Here is a 17,195-nt window from a genome sequence, read left to right as displayed (position 1 = left end):
ATTGCCCTTTTCACGCAAGCCGGGTATTATTGTCAAGTTTTCAACGGGGGATTTCATAGGATGAAACGCAAGTTTTCGGTACTAAAAAACGGCATACTTGCAAGCGCGCTGGTCTTGGCGGCCACCGCCAGCCAAGCAGCAACAATCGTCGGTGCAAACAGCGCAACGGCCAGTAGCACGTTCGGCCCTGGAAATGACATCAGCAATGCGATCGATCAAACCGGGTTGAGTTCGACCTATATCAGTGGCGTAACCGATTTCGACGCTTATCTGGCAACAAACCCGACCCATAATACCCTGAACACGACCGAGTGGTTTACCGCCACTCCCGTGAGCAGCGCAACGCTGGTGTTCGATCTGGGTAGCGTTCTCTCGCTCGATAGGCTCGCATTGTGGCATGAGGATGGGGCGGGCTTCACGAGCGCACTGCTCTCGTCTTCGACCGATGGCGTGAACTTCTCCAGTCTCGGTTCGATCAGTCCGCTGGCCAGCCCGGCGAACATTGACTACGGCGCTCAGGTCTTTGGTTTTGGATCGGTGACAAGCTTGCAGTTCTTCCGCATGGAACTGTCCGGATGCCCGCAAGCCGGCGGTCTCAGCTTCTCGGGTTGCGGTCTTGGCGAGATCGCCTTTTCCAGAGTGGCCGCTATCCCTGTGCCCGGTGCCGGTCTGATGCTTCTTACCGGTCTCGGTATCGGCGCTGCAGTGGGCCGGAGGCGCCGCCGCTCCGCCTGAGCAGGACACGTTCTCTAAGCTACGTCGTCCTCAGGCAGCCGTTTGATTATGGCGCTTTGACGGATGTCGGCGCCTGAGTGTTTTATGAAGTTAGAGTTGCGTCCCAGATTAGTTTCTGGGACGCCGTCGTCTTTTGGCTACGATCATGTCCGGGTAAAGACAGGATCAACGTGCTTGCACGCCAAAACACGTGCCGAGCATTTTTTAGGAACTCCTGTGGACGGAGGCATGTACCGAGCCCCGCACAAACTGTGCTGTTGCCAGCGCCTCCAAGTGCCAATCGTGATTTGAGACAGGTCAAGGTCAAGACTTGTCGAATTTGGCAGTGTGTTTCAGTTGGGAGGGACACAGCCATGATCGCCTTGGAAGATGTTGAAGACATGTCCGCGCTTACACGCAAGGAAATCGATGCCCTGGCGGAACACGAGCATTTCACGACATTCGATGCAGCCCTGATGGGTGACTACCTGATGCATGTGCATCATGGCCCTCAAAAAGTGCATGAAATGATTTGCGACGATATTCGTGCCGCTTTGAACCAAGACAACGTGGAGCATGCGCGAGAACTCTTTGCCGTGCTGCGAGGCTTTCTGGCTGAACACCCGGAAGCGGCACGCGGCGCGACATAAATGATATCTGAAGGTGACGCATAGTCTACACACGACCTGAGTGACCAAGAGCAAGTTCGGTGAACCTCACTTTGGCGGACGCCTTACGTCTGATGAGTATAGTTTTCGGGCGCACTTGTAAGGTCTTTGCGTGCCCCTATTTTACACCCAATACCAGCGGGCAATTCTGTTGCGTCGGTCGCGCACTGAGCTTGACGACCATGGCGGGTAACCACGAGCCGTCACACTTCTCACTCGTCGCAAGCCAGTCATCATTTGAAATGCGAAGCGCATTCACCGTCCGGTGATCTATAAGAAAATGACGGACCGGTTGCCGCGCTTCTGTAAGTATGCCACCCCGATGGTTCGGACGAAATTCGGACTGAAGGCACGCGGGCTTTCCCACCGGATCGTTATTCCAAACCATGAGGGCAGCGGGCAATTTGACCTGACCCTCGCCGGGGCGTCGGCGGCAACGAAAAATAGGGCCAAAGTGAACACCGCCTTGAGATTCGATGTGCGTTTTTTTCTGATCACAACTCTGGCAAAGTTGACGTCAACGCAAAGCGATCAAATGATTTATTTAGACACGCGGGACGAAACAGCAGGTTTTTTTATGTTCGATAGCGCACCGAAAGAGCGAGAGGCCTTGTCTTGGGCTTTTCCTGTATTTTGGTCAGCTCTCCTCTTCGCAACCGTGCCTCACGTAAGAGACGGCGTGAACTTCATAAGAGAGCACTTGGGAAGCGGATTTTTTACATTCTTTGTTGCCGTGTCGGCTTTTCTTGCGGCAGCAGCTGCCTTGTACGCAACCCGGCAGCGATGGTCTCTTGCCTCATGCGCTTGGCTGCTGGGTCTGGCCGCCCTGGTTGTCTATCTTTCGTTCGATCTCGCCAAAGGCAGCGCCGAAGAAGCAATCCACTATGTGCAGTACGGTATGCTGTCCTTCTTGCTCTTTCGCGCATTCAGTCATCGCATTCGCGACTACAGCATTTACGTGGCGGTCACCGTTACGGGGACTTTTTTGGGCATGGTCGACGAAACCGTGCAGTGGCTCACGTCCGGGCGTTATTTCGACCTGCGGGACATCTGGTTGAACTTCAAGGCGGTTGCCCTTGTGCAGATCGGCCTTGCCGCGGGTATCCAACCAAAGCTGATTTCCGGCTTTCCAGGCTGGGAGAGCCTGAGACGTCTCTGTTTGCTAGGCGCGGTTAGTGTCGGCTATCTAGGGTTCTGCCTGCAAAACACTCCCGATAGAATAATTCGGTACGCGCACAGTGTGCCGGGCCTTGGATTTATTGATCCCAATCAGGACCAGCATATCATGGTCGAATACGGACATCTTCATGGAAATCCGGATACAGTTTCGTTCCGATCACGAATGACAGGCGAAGAATTGCGCCGGTCAGCCGCCTTCCAAGCCGAGGGTAACGCTCCCAACATCGACCACTATAATGAACGGGAAAAACATGAGAAATTCATGGATATCTATTCTCCTCTGGCGAACCCGTTTCTTTACGAAGCCAGAATCCATCAACTCCGTCGTGACGTCTATCTAAAGCGCGCGATGAAGCACGAGGCCGGAGCCGAACGGGCTGAATATTTCGCAACTGCTTATTGGGAAAATTACATTCTGGAAAAGAATTTCGGTGACTTGCTGCACGAGTCCAGCTTGAGATGGTCCCCCGAACAAAAGGCCAAGGCGAGAACGGAGGCTGATTTGAGCGAACCCTATGAAAGCGGTGTGAGCCGTCATCTGATCGTAAACTACAGCCCCCGCCAAACCGCGCTCATCTTCTCAGGTATGGTGGCCGCGCTTCTGTTCGGTGCGTTCATCTGCAGGCGGGCGTCTCAGACCACACTTGCCACATGACCTCAGGCATTTCACGACGCAGATTTCTCAAATCCCTTGGTGCCGGAGCCGCTGTCGTGGCGTCGCCTGGCTACGCACGGACAACACGCAGCATGCGCGGCTCTGGGCGAGGCGACTTACGGTTGGTCTTTTACACAGACATCCATGCCGACGGCAGAGACGAAACCTCGGCGGCGCTGGCAATGGCGGCCGAAGCGATGAACGCACAAAACCCTGATCTCGTTCTATGTGGCGGTGATCTAATCTCGGGTGGGTTCGCCTCGAATTCGAAAGAGATGGCGCCAAGGTGGAACGCATACATGAATATGGCACGCGCCATTCGGGCAGAGCATCACGCTGTTCTCGGCAACCACGATCTTGTCGGTGCACTGCAAAACAATGGTCACGATGGGACCGACCCGCGTTCGGACTTTAAGCGCCATCTCGGCCTAAGCCGCACTTATGATTCATTTGAAGCGCTGGGATACCGTTTCATCTTGCTGGATTCCTTACGCATTTCGAATGACAGCCATAGGTACGAAGGATGGATTTCATCGGAGCAGACAGAGTGGATCAGAGAGTTGCTTGCGTCTACGCCACGTGACGTACCCATAGTGCTGCTACTGCACATGCCGCTTTTGACGACGTTTTTCGCTGCAACAAAAGGCACTACCTTTCAAGCGCAAGCCAATCGTGTCGTTCTCAACAATGTCGAAATTCTGGACCTGTTCGCCCGGCACAACCTCATCCTCTTACTCCAAGGCCACCTACACGTGAGCGAGGCGATCTATTGGCGCGGCTCCACATTCCTGACAGGTGGAGCTCTCTGCGGAGGATGGTGGCGGGGTCCCTATTATGGAACGGCCAGAGGTTTCACCTCGATCACGCTCAAAGACGATCGAATTGAGTGGGAATATTTGACATACGATTCGAGTACAGGCCATCCTGATCAGTGACCTATCTTGAGGCCACTCAGATAAGACCTTCTTGAACTTTGTCGTGCCATTCCTGCGTGCAACACAAGGTAATTGTCTCGGCTTCGAAGGGCACAGTCGAAAATAGTCTGACTGCCATCTCACTGCCAATGGATCGCCTGTTGCCCGAAAACGCATAAAGACCAGCATGCATCTCGCAGATGGCGCCAGCGCTTGCAGAAACAGCCATTTGAAGAAGGCGCGGCTGATTTCTCAACCCTCGGGTATTAAAGTAAAACTTACTGACATACTGGGCATTCTGTGATACCTGTGAGACATAAATTTTGAGGCAATTGTGCCAAGCAACTTGGCGTGCGTATCGATTTTCGACCTCCGAGCAACGACACTCGTGATCTTTTAAAGTCACGATCCATCAGGGGGACAGATTGATGACCGATTGGGAAATCGAAGGTGAGGAACTCGCCAATTGTAATTGCAATTTCGGATGCCCGTGCCAGTTCGGGGTTCTGCCAACCGACGGCACCTGCGAAGCTGCGGTGGTTTACCAGATCCACAAGGGGCATTATGGCAAGACCACTCTGGACGGCCTGACCGCAGGCGGCGTCTATAAATGGCCGGGTCCGATCCACGAAGGCAACGGGCACATGCAACTGATCATCGATCCCAAGGCGGATGAAGATCAACGCGCCGCACTGGAAGCGATCATGACGGGCGCCGATACCGAGGAAATGGCGACCATGTGGTTCGTCTTCGGCGCCATGTGCCCAAACAAGCACCCGACGATTTACGCGCCTGTTTCGCTGGAAATGAACGCCGACGAAAGAACCGGGAAGGCTACCGTGGAAGGTGTCTTCGAGATCAACGCCGAGCCAATTCCGAACATCGTGACGGGCGAGCCGCATCGCATCGGGATCGCTTTGCCTCACGGGTTTGAGTTCGGCTTTGCCGAAATGGCGAAAGGGCACACCAAGACCACGGGCGGCGAGCTTCAGCTTGACAAGAACACTGGAACGCACGCGCACATGGCCAGTCTGCATCTGACGGGCAAGGGCCGTGTCGCCGCCTAAAGCGCAGACCAGCGCGATTGCGGACGCTCCAGGAACTATAGATAGGATCGTTACGCGCGACACATGGATCGTGATCGGTGCGGTGTTCCTGGTTTTCGTCCTGGCCGGGCTTTACACGGTCTTCGGTGTTGGCATGCCCATGTCGGCGCTTGATATGACGCGTATGGTCGGCCCCATCGGCGAACCGATGACCATGGGTCCCGCCGCAACGTGGACCACGACCCACTTCCTTTTGGTTTTCCTCATGTGGTGGGTGATGATGATCGCCATGATGACCCCCAGCGCCGTGCCGGTTCTTCTGCTGTTCATCGCTTTGAAAAGGCACGGCTCACAAAAGTCGCAGGCCGAAAGCCTCGGCCTCACGTTTCTTTCTGGCTACTTGCTGGCTTGGTTGGGTTTCAGCGCGATGGCAACGCTGCTGCAAGGACTTACGGAAGCTGTCGGGCTGACCAACGGGCCGATGATGACGCTGGCCGCACGACCTGTCGCCGGTGCCGTGCTGCTGCTTGCGGGGCTATATCAATTCTCGCCGCTCAAGGCGGCCTGTCTTCGGCATTGTCGATCGCCGGCGCACTTTCTGTCCGCACACAACAAAAAGGGCTATATCGGAGCTCTTCGCATGGGCCTGCATCACGGCACCTATTGCTTGGGCTGTTGTTGGGCCTTGATGGCGCTGCTGTTCGTAGGCGGTATCATGAACCTCTACTGGATTGTCGGTCTTGCTGCCTACGTGCTGGCCGAAAAACTCGTCCCGTATCCACGTCTTGTCTCATGGTCGACCGGCTTGTGTCTGATCACGGCGGGCGTATGGATTTCCGTCTCGGTACTCTGAAAGAGATGACCGAGCCGTCTAATGCGGCGAAGACCGCGGAAAGGAGCTTACTTATGGCGCATGTAGACTGGTATGTCGAAGGACCTGCATACGGCAACTGCAATTGCGGGTATGCCTGTCCCTGTCAATTCGAGGAAGATCCGACCCAGGGCAATTGCCGGGGCTTCGAGGTGATGGAAATCACCAAGGGTCATTTTGCGGAGGTCGATCTTTCAGGAGTTAAGGTTGCTATTGTCTATGCCTGGCCGGGGCCAATCTACGAGGGAGGTGGAGAGATGCAGTTGATTATCGACAAATCCGCCTCGCCGGAGCAACGCACGGCGCTTGAAACGGTCCTCACGGGCGGTGAAACCGATGAGGAGGCCACGCACTGGTGGGTTTTCCGCGCCATGTGCCCCACACTTCACGACACAATCTACGCGACCATCGAAATGGATACCGACATGGAAGCGCGCCGCGCCGAGATACAGATCGGCGATATTCTGACATCCGAGGGGCGGCCCATCAAGCCGCCACATAGTGAAGGCGAGCACCGGGTTCGCATCGATATGCCCAACGGGATTGAGTTCTCGATTGCCGAAGTGGGCAACGCCTCCACGACTGCCACCACGCCGATCAAGCTGGACCTGAAAGACAGCTACGGACAATGGCACTTCATGAAGCACGGACCAACAGGTGTCGTACACTAGGCTCAGGACCCATTGATTCCGCTTGGCTGCGTGATTCACGGCTCGTAAAGCGAGCGGTGAATATGTCTGGTCTATTCTGGCTGACAGATGCGCCGATGCCGCGTCTTGAGCCCTTCTTCCCCAAGCCACACGGCAAACCCCGCGTCAATGATCGACGCCACGTACCTGAAGGCACACCGCACTGCGACCAGTCTTCGCATCAAAAAGGGGGCGTGGACGCCTGATTGGCCGGACTAAGAGGAGCATGAATACCAAGCTACACGCCATCTGCGACAGCCAAGGACGCCGGCTGAACCTGTTCGTGACCGCAGGACCGGCAAGCGATTACATCGGTGCCCATCCATTGGTGAGCAGTTTGCCCAATGTGAACTGGCTGCTTGGACATCCTGGCTATGAGTCCTGAACCTAGCATCCTCTGCACTGCCTCATGCAAGACGACCGTTACAAACTGGGCGATACCACCAATTCGTTCGATATCCCTCTAGAGCCTAAGTATTCAAAGCAGGAAATCAGCGGCGTTCATGCTCGCCTGTCCGTCAAGGAAAATCTCGAAATCAGCCGTGGCATCTCCGTTCACGTCGCCGAAAACGCTAAGGCCACTGCCGCCAGCTTGTACCCAAATCGAGTTATTCGCGGGTCCCACTGCGAACACAAAGGGCTGATCGCTGGCAACCGCTGTGTTTGCATCGATTTGACGGAGGTCAACCAGGTCGTCGCCGCGAACGAATTGTTCGATACTGTCGCGTTGAGCCCCCACGGCAGAGTCCGCGATATCAGAGAAAACGAACCGATCAATATCTGCGTCCAGCCCCGCCACCATGTGATCCGAGCCGTTCCCGGCGAAAAACACGTCTGCGCCTGTGCCACCATCCATATGATCCGCGCCCGCCGTGTCCTGGAACGTGTCGTTCCCGGCCCCGCCGATCAGCGTGTCGTTCCCGAACGCCCCGTTCAGAACGTTGTTGCCGGAATTGCCGGTGATCGTGTTCGCCGCGAAGTTCCCGGTCCCGTCGATATCCGCAGCCCCCGTCAGCGTCAGCATCTCCAGCGCCTGACTGAAATCTTTCAACGCCACGCTGATCGAGGCGTTGACGTGGTCCGTGCCCTCGTTGCCGTTCTCGACGATCGTGTCTCCGGCATTATCCACGAAATACGTGTCGTCGCCCGTACCCCCGACCATCCGGTCAGCGCCCGCCGTGTCCTGGAACGTGTCGTTCCCGGCCCCGCCGATCAGCGTGTCGTTCCCGAACGCCCCGTTCAGAACGTTGTTGCCGGAATTGCCGGTGATCGTGTTCGCCGCGAAGTTCCCGGTCCCGTCGATATCCGCAGACCCCGTCAGCGTCAGCGTCTCCAGCGCCTGACTGAAATCCTTCAACGCCACGCTGATCGAGGCGTTGACGTGGTCCGTGCCCTCGTTGCCGTTCTCGACGATCGTGTCTCCGGCATTATCCACGAAATACGTGTCGTCGCCCGTACCCCCGACCATCCGGTCAGCACCTTCCCCGCCGTCCAGGGTATCGTTGTTGGCGCCCCCTTCGAGCGTGTCGTCGCCGCCTCCCGCTAGAAGTGTGTCGTCGCCTCCAAGACCTTGGATACTATTGTCACCAGAACCGAGGATTTCGATCCGGTTGCCAAGGGCATTGCCGATCACGTCCTCGTTGGAGCTTCCAGTGGCATCATGCCGATAATTCTCGAAGTTCAGCACCTGGCCGATAAAGCTGCCGCTAACTCTGACTTCTTCACCCGAAAGGTCGATTGTAACGCTCGAACCTAAGGCTGCGCTCTCCCGTACGACAAGGGTATCGGTGCCATCACCGCCATCAAGTTCATCGCCAAGGAACCCGGGCACGACTATCTCGTCGTCATTGGCGCCACCACGCAGTGTATTGTTGCCAGCTGCTGAAAACTCATCCAGCGACAGTGTGTCGTTGCCCGCACCGCCATCGATCACGTTAGCATCGAAACGATTGGCGTGGATTCTGTCATCAAGTTGCGTTCCGATCACGTTCTCGAAGTTCAACAGATCGGAGAGATCTTGAAAGCCAGTCTTGATGTGAAAATGCTGCTCGGTCTGCAGGTTCACATCCAGTCCGAAATCGGTTTTCGCGCTCAGGTCGAACGTATCGATCTCAGTTCCGCCATCCACATTTCCGATGAATTGGCCATCCTGCATGGCAATCGTGTCATTTCCCGCGCCGCCGTCCAAAAGCGACGTCAGAATGGAAGTGCCCCGCCCGGTCAGAAGGTCGTTACCTGCGCCTCCAAAGACCTGCCCCGAGCCAGTATCCTTGGTGATGAAATCACCGAACCCAGAGCCTTCGACGTTCTCGACATTGAGCAACGTGTCATTGCCGTCAGCACCAGAAACGGAGCTCGCCAAAGGAATGCTTTTCAGAACAATCACAACACTGCCTGTGGCGTCGGAGTAGCTGACCAAGTCATCACCGGCACCACCGTCAAGCGTGTCGTCACCAAGACCGCCTCTGAGTGTATCGTTGCCGCCCAGGCCCTCGATGCTGTTGTTTCCGCTATCTCCGGCAAGCAGGTCAGCCTCTTCCGACCCGACGAGATTATCGAAGTTGGAAATCGTATCGCCCGCGGCGTCACCGAATCCCGCAAACCCGGTTTGAAGGTTTACTTCAACCGCGAAAGTCGAGCTTTCGTAGCTCAGAGTGTTGACACCCAAACCACCATCAAGAAGGTCGGGCCCATCTCCTCCTTCGATCAGATCGTTGTCGTTCCCGCCCAGAATAGTATCCTGGCCTGCGTCACCAAACAGAGTGTCGTTGCCATTTCCGCCTTCGAGACTGTTGGCGCCTACGGTGCCGACGACAACGTCCGAGTTATCAGTGCCTATAAGATTCTCGAACTCGGTCATTTCCTCGACAACGCCAAAGCCGTCCGTCGCCGTACCGCCGGCAAGATCAAAAATCCCCCCAGCCTGACCAACCAACGACCAGTCAATCGTGTCGGTACCGCCACCTCCGTTGTAGCTGTCGGCGTCGATGACCGAGACGACATTCATACGGTCATCGCCTTCGCCGAGTCGATATTCCTTAGAGGTACCATTCGCAGTCACCGTGTCGATGCCGTCCCAGGCGTTCACCACTGTGGCTGAACTGTCCGCGGTGAACACGTCATCGCCGATCGTTCCTGTCTGCAGGCCAGAGGGTCCGAGCACGGTGTTGGCATTGTCGCGGGTATCAAGTATCGCGGAATGGATCTCGCCATCATTCCAGACAAGCGCCACCCGCCCGTCGTCGAGCAACACCGCCTCGGTGTGATCGGCGTTTGCGCTATCGAAGACGAACTGGCTGCCAACAAGGGCGCCGGTCGCACTGTACCGTTCGCCACGTCCAGCCAAGCCGCCGGTTTCATCATCGTCCCAAAGCACGAGCCAGCCACCATCGGCGAGCGCTACCAGCTCTACCTCGGTATTTATGTCGGTGGAATTGCCGATGTCGACGTTGATGATGCTGCCCTGGGCGACGCCGGAATTGTCAAAGCGCTGCATCTCGATGTCGGTATCGGCAGCGTCAGTATTCTGCCAAGCAATAACGAAGCCTCCGCCGGTCAGCGCGACAACCGAGGCACTTAAATCGGTGTCGCCGTTGGAATCGGTGTTGGCCACAAAGGCGGCGCCTGCGGGTGTGGCGCCGGTCACCGGATTTCTAACCGAATAGGCAATTGCGGCGTCAGCGCCTGCGAGGTCGAGATCATAGACAAAAACCACGTCGCCGTTGGTCAGCCGCGCGGAATCCACCTCTGAGCTTGCGCTGCCGGACCCCGGGATGGCCGTTTGCACTGTCCCAACCGTGCCCGAGGCATCGACGTTCACGAAGAGCAGATTGTTTTCGCTCATGGAACTGTCGAACTGCTCGTAGCCCACAGTATAACTGCCATCAGAGGCGGAGGTCACAGTAGGGGTGCGCACTATGTCGCCCGCGTCGGGCGAAGTGGCGATGGTACGGTCGGTTGCAGTTCCAAACCCGGTCGATGTCGTGGTCCATTCCGAAGCAATTAATGCTTGGTTGACGCTCGACCCATTCTCGTCTTCGTAGACGACCACGAAACCGCCGTTATCGAGCGCGGCAATGTCGAAATTGCGCTCGTTGTCGGAAATGAAACCGCTGTTCAATCGTGTTTCACTGCCAATCGCGGTGCCGTAAGCGTCATAGAGCTGACCGATGATATCCGTACCGGGGGCGGCGCCAACGCCGGTGTCGTCGGTTGAAGTCCAGGCCACCAGGATGTTGCCGTTCGTCAACTGAGTGATACGCGGTTCGAATTGCGCCGCTGTGGTGGTTATATTCGCCGTGAATTTGGGAAGCCAGAACTCAGGTGTAAGCGGCATTTCGATATCCCGTAAAAAGGGTGTGTGAAAAATGCAGGGTAAAAGCCTCTGCCGATTCAGTCCGACGATACCTAAGTGGCCGATACTGTTAAAGGATCATCAAGCATGAAAGCGCCAACGCGCCCTCGAGGACTTGTTCCTATTTCGCCCTTATCGGTAAAGCGTCCGTCTTTTCATCAGCGCAACCTATGGCCCTGTTGAGTATGAATAATCGCATGAAAATAAGCATCAGAATGCTCGCTATCGAGAATTCTTGCTACCTTTTAGGTTGAAGTTTGTCGGGAGTGCGCTCACAGAGCATTGCCGGTTTTTCAACCTCGAAACAATGCGTTTCCCTTGAAGGAAATGAGCCTCTTTCCCAACGCCGCGGTATCGAAAAGCAGAGATCGAAGAAATACTGGAGCGAACTGACTGGGCAAGTTAGACAAGGGGCGGCTAAGCACCCCTTTGCCATCCGTTAATGGCAGAGGCCGGCTGGCACGACGCAGTGTTGTTGCAATGCTAGAGACAGGTCCGGTTCCACACCTGGAAAAAGAGATGATGTTATCACCTCAAAAGGTGTGCGTCGTCGCTACAAGGCCCTGATTGCCGTCGGCGGCATCCGTCGCAGTGCAATTGGACGTCGAGACACCCGCTGCGCCTTTGCCGCCCCCTTGTCCAGCCGCACCGAGGTAAAAGACCGGTGTGCCGGTCATGGAAGCACCGCTGCCGGTCAGGGCAATGTTGACACTCGGGCCGGAATTGCCGCCGCCTCCGCCGCCCGAGGCACCGCCGATGCCGCCCGCACCCCCCTTCGCGCCGGATGCGCCCCCATCGTTGCAGTAATTGCTAAAGCTTTTGCCCGCGCCGCCAGAACCTGCTGCGCCACCTTTCTGGCCTGCTCCTCCGGCCGAGCCGTCACCGCTGCGCGCACCTGTGACCACGGATGGATCACCTGTTAAGCCAAGCTTGGCCCCCACCAGGACGATGCCAAAACTCGCCGCTCCCATGTTGCCACCCTTTCCGGGTGTCGCGCCACAACCGCCCGAGCCGCCGCCGCCGCCCGCGCCACCATTGTAGGTGCTGCCGTGACATACGCAGTTGGCATAGCCGCACGAGCCACCCGGGCCACCGCCGCCGCCGCCGCCGCCAGCCAAACCCGCTCCGCCAGAGCTGGCGGTGCTGCCGCTCCAAACGCCGCTGGCGTCAAAACTGCCGGCTGTATCGGTCGAAGCCTGACCACCGGCCCCACAACTGCCATTGCTGCCTGCCGTACCTGTGGCCGCGGATTTCGGAAGGCTGCCTCGGCCATCCGGACAGGCGTAGCAGGCCAAGGCATCTTTCTTTTTCAGTGATGACCCAGAGGCATAAGTTCCAGTTCCACCGGGCTGCCCATTTGCCGCGTTCTGCCACTCCAGATCGCAGTCATATTCACAGACCAAATACCAAGTAAAACTCGAAGAGATCTTGTTAGAGACGGTTTTGCCACCGGTACCGCCGGCCGCACCGCAAGTCGACGCACCACCCGCGCCAGGAGACTTGGAAGACGTTCCAGGATCGCCGGTCTTGCCATCAGCCCCGGAACTGCCATCGCCAGGGACAGGCCCCGTTGTGCCCGGCGCGGCCAGCACATTGACATTTTCAAGTGTCACGGTTGTGGCAGACGCGCGTAGCGCGACGGTCTGAGCCGAGACCTTCGGCGCCGAGGGCGAAGTGCCGATGACCAACAAGTGAGATAGTATAATCCCGCTGTCCTTCGCTGTCAGGTCGAAAGCCGGCACACCGTCTGGCGGCGCCGTGATCTGGGACTGGTAAGTTCCAACCGGTTTGCCGCCAACATATCCGCCCGCGACGGTGATTGCCCCTTTGCCTGGCGCGATAGCTGCTGCAGGAGCATATTTTCCGTATTCCAAGGCTACCGTGCAATCGGCAAAGTTGCACTGCCCGGCCGCGAACGAAATGGTCTTGCAGTAGGACGAAACACTTGCCCCGCATCCGGGCGCATCGGTGCCTTCCGGTGCAACAAAAACGGTCTGCGAACTCGCCTTGACCGATCTTTCCAGCACATTGGCCGGGGCCATCAGCATCATGGACACACCGCTCTTCGAGATACCATTGTCTCTTTCGTCTCCACTGCCGTTGGCTTCATCCGACTCGACTTCGCTTGTAGTTGACCACGGGTCGACTGCCGTGCCGTCTTCCAGTGCAACCGTGCAATCAGGCAACTCTGCCCGATCGCGGTCGAGCGCATCAATCGCGTGAGCGAATTCGCAAGTCAGCACAGCTTCGGTGAAATCAGCCGTGCAGCCCGCGAGACTTTTCATTGCAAGCCGGGGACCAAACACTGCATTTGACAGGTTGACCTTCGGAAAGCTGCTGCAGCTAAGGTCAGCATACTGAAAATCGGCCGCGTCGATGGTGGCGCCGGTGAAGTTTGCGCCTGTAAGGTCCGCATCCTGAAACATCGTGGGCACGCCGCGGGCATCCGCCTGCAGCATCACGGCCTGGAAATCCGCGCCGTTCAGGTCTGCGTCGATGAAATTGCCACCGATGATCACTGTATCGGAAAACTTGGCACCGGTGAGGTCCGCTCCGGCGAAATTAGGCCCTGTCAGCGTCTGACCGGAGTAATCCTGCCCCTTAAGGTCACACCCTGGGCAGATCACGGGAATGCCTTGCGCTTTGGCGTCTGCCGCAGCCAGGGCTATCGCGAAAATAGCGATCCAGGCTTTTAACCATGTCGTATGAAAAACGGTCATGTCGGACTCTCCTCATAAAAAACTTTCGCCACTGTCGCAACGCCGGCCTGGACGCCGTGACGGAAACATTTGTATGCGTGATTGGCATCAGTTCGGCAGCGGCGGCAGCCACATACTGATCGAAGGACCGGTGCGCCCATCAGGACCCGCGCCCGCAACAGTGGGGCCTGCGGGCTTCCCTGCCCCATCTGTCACCATGGCATAGTTCTGCGTGTAAACCGTGTGCCACATGTCTACCGCCAGACCGGCGGCCGCCATGTTCGGAGTCGTGACCAGCGGATTCTGCGCCGGCGGTTTTTTACCATAGGTATAAACCGCCATGGCGTAGTCCGACGGGTTGATCCCGGCCCCCTTGTAGGACAGGACGTAGATATAGGTCATCAATTCGTCGCCGACGGTCTGCATGTCGACATAAGTCGCGCCCGTGGCCCCGCTCAGATACAACCAGTAGGTCGGTTGACCTGCGCTGTCGACGAAGCGTTCAATCGGATTCATCGACAGGTCATAGGCCGAAATCCGCGCAACCTGCTGGCCGTTGTGATCCGGATCGGCGGACGTGTCCTCCAGCACGAGAATGGTGCCGTCATAGGCGCAGCTGACCGCGACAGGATAGAACATCAGACCCGGGCGGCTTGGGTCGGTGGCGGGCCCCGCGGCGAAATCAGCCAGCGGTACGTCCGTGTCCGCCGCACCGGCAACCTGCAATCTGGCGACCATCAGTTTCTTCGTGGACGAATTGACACCGATGACCTGCAAAGAGGGATGCAGCGTGATCGAGTCGGGAAATAGCGGAAAGCGGCCATAGCTGGGCTGCGCAGGGTCCATGTCGAAAGGGGTCGTGGCATCAAGCGCCACTTTTCTCAGATGATAGCCACCGCCCTTTTCCGTGGGCAGCGTTTCGGGGCGCGGATCAATGTAATACTCGCCCAGGTCGATGTCTTTTGGGTCTGGCGTGGGAATCTTGCCGTCCGGACCCTTGGCCCAGTTTCCGCTGCTGTCCATCAGAAATTTCGGCGGGAAATAGTCAAATACCATGCGCGATTTACCCGCGAACCCGCACGACGGAAACTTCTCGGCGATGTCGAGCATGCCGGGGATCGCAACGGTTTGGAACGTGAAAAGCTGTCCGCCAGGCGTGGTTTGCCCGCATTGAGGCAACCCGGTACCGGCGGCTTGAAACCCTATCCCTAACATTGCCTTTCGCTGGCTGAGTGACAGACCGGTCCAGTCGCCGAAATGATTGCCAGTTGGGGAATTATCACGGCTGGCGACAGTGGCGGTCGGTGCCGTGCTTTCGACTTTCCAAGCGTATTTGCCGCCCGAATAGGTCAGGATCTGCGTATGCGCGTAAACGGACTTGCTATCCAGTGGCCTGGGGTATTGCACAAGATAAAGATTTTGCTGGGCCATCTCGGCTTCGTTGTTGTTGATCCAGCCCGTGGTAGCCTTTCCTGCCAACCAGTCTCCGACGTAGAAATCCGCCTCAAGTTTGACCTGTCCACCGAGCGTATTCCCCTCGAACACCGCTTGCAGGCTGGCCGGCGCAGCGCTATCGCTCACCGCGTGTTCGTAGCTGACCGTAGGACGGTTGTCGTTCTGATAAATCATCTTGACCACATATTTGCGGTCGGATCCCTGCGGAAATACCTGCGCACGAGGGTCGGGAAATACGTCAACGGTCGAGCTGATGGTGATCGCGACCTTGTTTTCGATGTTCCACGGCGAGGTGGCGATTGTGATAATCGTTTCAGCCATCTGCGCGGCAGTGGCAGCTATGTTGATCGTCAACATGATCCAGCCGGCAAAGGGGATCTCATCCTCAATGGCGCCTCCGGCCATTTCAAGCTCCGCCCAGGCCAATGCCTTGCCTACGCCGGACTCAAACAGAAATTTGACCACCGAAGTCGCCGCCGACCAATTGAACTTTCGGTTCGCCGCAGACGTGCCGCCGATATAGGCCGCGATCAGCAGCGCGCCTGCCACCATGACCTTTTTGTTGGAACTCAGTTTCTGCACAATGTCATAGAGCGGCTTGTATGATTGCGCCGCAGCCCCCACGGCCAAAAGCATCGACGGCACTCCGAGATTGAAGACGGCCGTCAGAATTCCGCCCAGGGCTGGCGTCTTGGGCCAAAGATCGGCCCCCGTACCCAATCCCGAACCATACAACGTGCAAGAGACGGCGCCGGGCGGGAAGGTGAAGGTCACCTCGGTTTCACCGGGCGGCGGCAACGGCACCGCGTAGACCGAATTCATCGGAGAGATCATGCCGATAAACCGCATGTCATCGTATTGATTATCGAAGGCCTCGATAATGATCTTGGTCGACAACGGCTGATCATCGACGGTCCAGTTGGGGAGCGACATGGCCTTGCCCGCGGCATCAAAGAACCGCGCATAGAGGCCGAGATACCGAAACGCGGTGTTTTCGAACTTGACGTTGATTTGGTTTTTCGCGGCATCCTTGACCGAAACTTCAAATTTCAACTGGTTGACCGCTTGGGAATTTGCGACAGCCACCGACCACTCGTCGTTCTGCTGCGCGGACAGCCTTTCCTTGGCAGGCAGAGCGAGAAGCGTGGCGAATTTCTGAACCTGCGGGCCGCCGTCTGCAGTTTGCACCGCCATGCCAGGTTGGACGGTCCACTTGACGTTCTCTAGAGCGGCCAGATTGTTGACCTGATTGATCAGCATTTTGAGCGGCGTGAAGGCGGCGGTCTGGACCTGATCGGTGGGGTGCTGCCGATAGGTTCCCCATGATTTAGGGTCGTAATTGGCCTCTTCGCTTTTTTCCACGAAGGGTTCTAGCGTGGCCCAGCCCGAGGTTTCCGTCGGCTGGCCCATCATCCGCATTTGCGTGGCCAAGGCATTGATGTGCGTCGCGATATTGGTGTTGTTCATCAACCCAAGAATGGTCGCGGCGCCCTTTTTGTCCTTGGTGACAAGATCGGGATGGTGAAACAGGAACGTTTTCGCGGTCGAGGTGTAATCGATAGCCGTTGCGTGAACCATTTCAGCGCCCGTGGCGAAGGCGTCCTCGTCATGAGGAAAATACATTGCGGAATGACTTATGCCCTCTTCGCCATGACTGCCCTCGAAGGTGCGCATCGTATGGCGAATATGAATACGCGAAACCGTATCGGCGGGCATATGCACGGGCGCTTCGATGTAATGTGTTGCCCCCTTGAGGGCCGCATGCGGCTGCTGGTGAGGGGCATCACCGATGGCATCGGCAAGAGTCTCCTCGGTATGCGGGACAAAGCGGTGCCGCTTGCCGCAATGCGCAAGAAAGTAATCCTCGCCCGGGTGGGCATCGGAAAGATCGGCGTGAAACATGACGGGCTTTGGGGTAAAATTGAGCTTCATGGTCGTGCCTCTCTCAGCC

Annotated in this window: 10 protein-coding genes and 1 pseudogene; 8 read left to right on the top strand and 3 right to left on the bottom strand. The window is 57.1% G+C overall.

Annotated features, from left to right (window positions below; all coding sequences use genetic code 11):
- Nucleotides 1-60 precede the first annotated feature (60 nt).
- From EZV60_RS17660 to EZV60_RS17625, 8 genes and pseudogenes are all read left to right on the top strand, one after another.
- Nucleotides 61-735, top strand: coding sequence for a discoidin domain-containing protein (locus EZV60_RS17660; RefSeq protein WP_135507158.1), 675 nt, complete (start codon nt 61-63; stop codon nt 733-735).
- 353 nt (nt 736-1,088) lie between these two features.
- A complete protein-coding gene (locus tag EZV60_RS17655; protein ID WP_135507156.1) occupies nt 1,089-1,364 on the top strand; it encodes a hypothetical protein in 276 nt (91 codons plus the stop codon).
- Between the two features lie 283 nt (nt 1,365-1,647).
- The gene (locus EZV60_RS17650; protein WP_135507154.1) at nt 1,648-3,216 is read left to right on the top strand and encodes a VanZ family protein; all 1,569 of its coding nucleotides are present in this window, start codon (nt 1,648-1,650) and stop codon (nt 3,214-3,216) included.
- 122 nt (nt 3,217-3,338) lie between these two features.
- Nucleotides 3,339-4,151, top strand: a complete 813-nt coding sequence (locus tag EZV60_RS17645; RefSeq protein WP_167853575.1) for a metallophosphoesterase family protein — start codon at nt 3,339-3,341, stop codon at nt 4,149-4,151.
- 407 nt (nt 4,152-4,558) lie between these two features.
- On the top strand, nt 4,559-5,197 hold the full coding sequence (locus EZV60_RS17640) for a DUF1326 domain-containing protein (RefSeq protein ID WP_135507150.1): 639 nt from the start codon (nt 4,559-4,561) through the stop codon (nt 5,195-5,197).
- A 70-nt stretch (nt 5,198-5,267) separates the two neighbouring features.
- Nucleotides 5,268-6,029 carry a DUF2182 domain-containing protein gene (locus EZV60_RS17635; protein WP_135507148.1) on the top strand — a complete coding sequence of 254 codons (762 nt, stop codon included), beginning with the start codon at nt 5,268-5,270 and terminating at the stop codon, nt 6,027-6,029.
- Nucleotides 6,030-6,082: 53 nt separating this feature from the next.
- On the top strand, nt 6,083-6,718 hold the full coding sequence (locus EZV60_RS17630; protein WP_135507146.1) for a DUF1326 domain-containing protein: 636 nt from the start codon (nt 6,083-6,085) through the stop codon (nt 6,716-6,718).
- A 62-nt stretch (nt 6,719-6,780) separates the two neighbouring features.
- A pseudogene (locus EZV60_RS17625) lies at nt 6,781-7,118 on the top strand (IS5/IS1182 family transposase); the annotation flags it as partial.
- A 96-nt stretch (nt 7,119-7,214) separates the two neighbouring features.
- Here EZV60_RS17625 and EZV60_RS17620 read toward each other — a convergent pair.
- The 3 genes from EZV60_RS17620 to EZV60_RS17600 form a co-directional block, all read right to left on the bottom strand.
- Nucleotides 7,215-11,072 carry a beta strand repeat-containing protein gene (locus tag EZV60_RS17620; RefSeq protein ID WP_135507144.1) on the bottom strand — a complete coding sequence of 1,286 codons (3,858 nt, stop codon included), beginning with the start codon at nt 11,070-11,072 and terminating at the stop codon, nt 7,215-7,217.
- A 551-nt stretch (nt 11,073-11,623) separates the two neighbouring features.
- Entirely contained in the window at nt 11,624-13,810 is a 2,187-nt protein-coding gene (locus EZV60_RS19190) for a pentapeptide repeat-containing protein (RefSeq protein WP_167853574.1), read from the bottom strand.
- Nucleotides 13,811-13,897: 87 nt separating this feature from the next.
- Nucleotides 13,898-17,176, bottom strand: a complete 3,279-nt coding sequence (locus EZV60_RS17600; protein ID WP_135507143.1) for a hypothetical protein — start codon at nt 17,174-17,176, stop codon at nt 13,898-13,900.
- Between the last annotated feature and the right edge of the window lie 19 nt (nt 17,177-17,195).

The sequence above is a fragment of the Roseovarius aestuariivivens genome (genome assembly GCF_004761875.1).
GTDB classification, from domain to species: Bacteria; Pseudomonadota; Alphaproteobacteria; order Rhodobacterales; family Rhodobacteraceae; genus Roseovarius; species Roseovarius aestuariivivens.
Note: the sequence above shows the minus strand (reverse complement) of the source record. Positions and strands in the feature narration are given on the sequence as shown.

Bases quoted from the DNA above. Each gene is read 5' to 3' on its own strand.
- EZV60_RS17660 (WP_135507158.1), top strand. From the start codon at position 61: ATGAAACGCAAGTTTTCGGTACTAAAAAACGGCATACTTGCAAGCGCG.
- EZV60_RS17655 (WP_135507156.1), top strand. From the start codon at position 1,089: ATGATCGCCTTGGAAGATGTTGAAGACATGTCCGCGCTTACACGCAAG.
- EZV60_RS17640 (WP_135507150.1), top strand. From the start codon at position 4,559: ATGACCGATTGGGAAATCGAAGGTGAGGAACTCGCCAATTGTAATTGC.
- EZV60_RS17630 (WP_135507146.1), top strand. From the start codon at position 6,083: ATGGCGCATGTAGACTGGTATGTCGAAGGACCTGCATACGGCAACTGC.
- EZV60_RS17620 (WP_135507144.1), bottom strand. From the start codon at position 11,072: ATGCCGCTTACACCTGAGTTCTGGCTTCCCAAATTCACGGCGAATATA.
- EZV60_RS19190 (WP_167853574.1), bottom strand. From the start codon at position 13,810: ATGACCGTTTTTCATACGACATGGTTAAAAGCCTGGATCGCTATTTTC.
- EZV60_RS17600 (WP_135507143.1), bottom strand. From the start codon at position 17,176: ATGAAGCTCAATTTTACCCCAAAGCCCGTCATGTTTCACGCCGATCTT.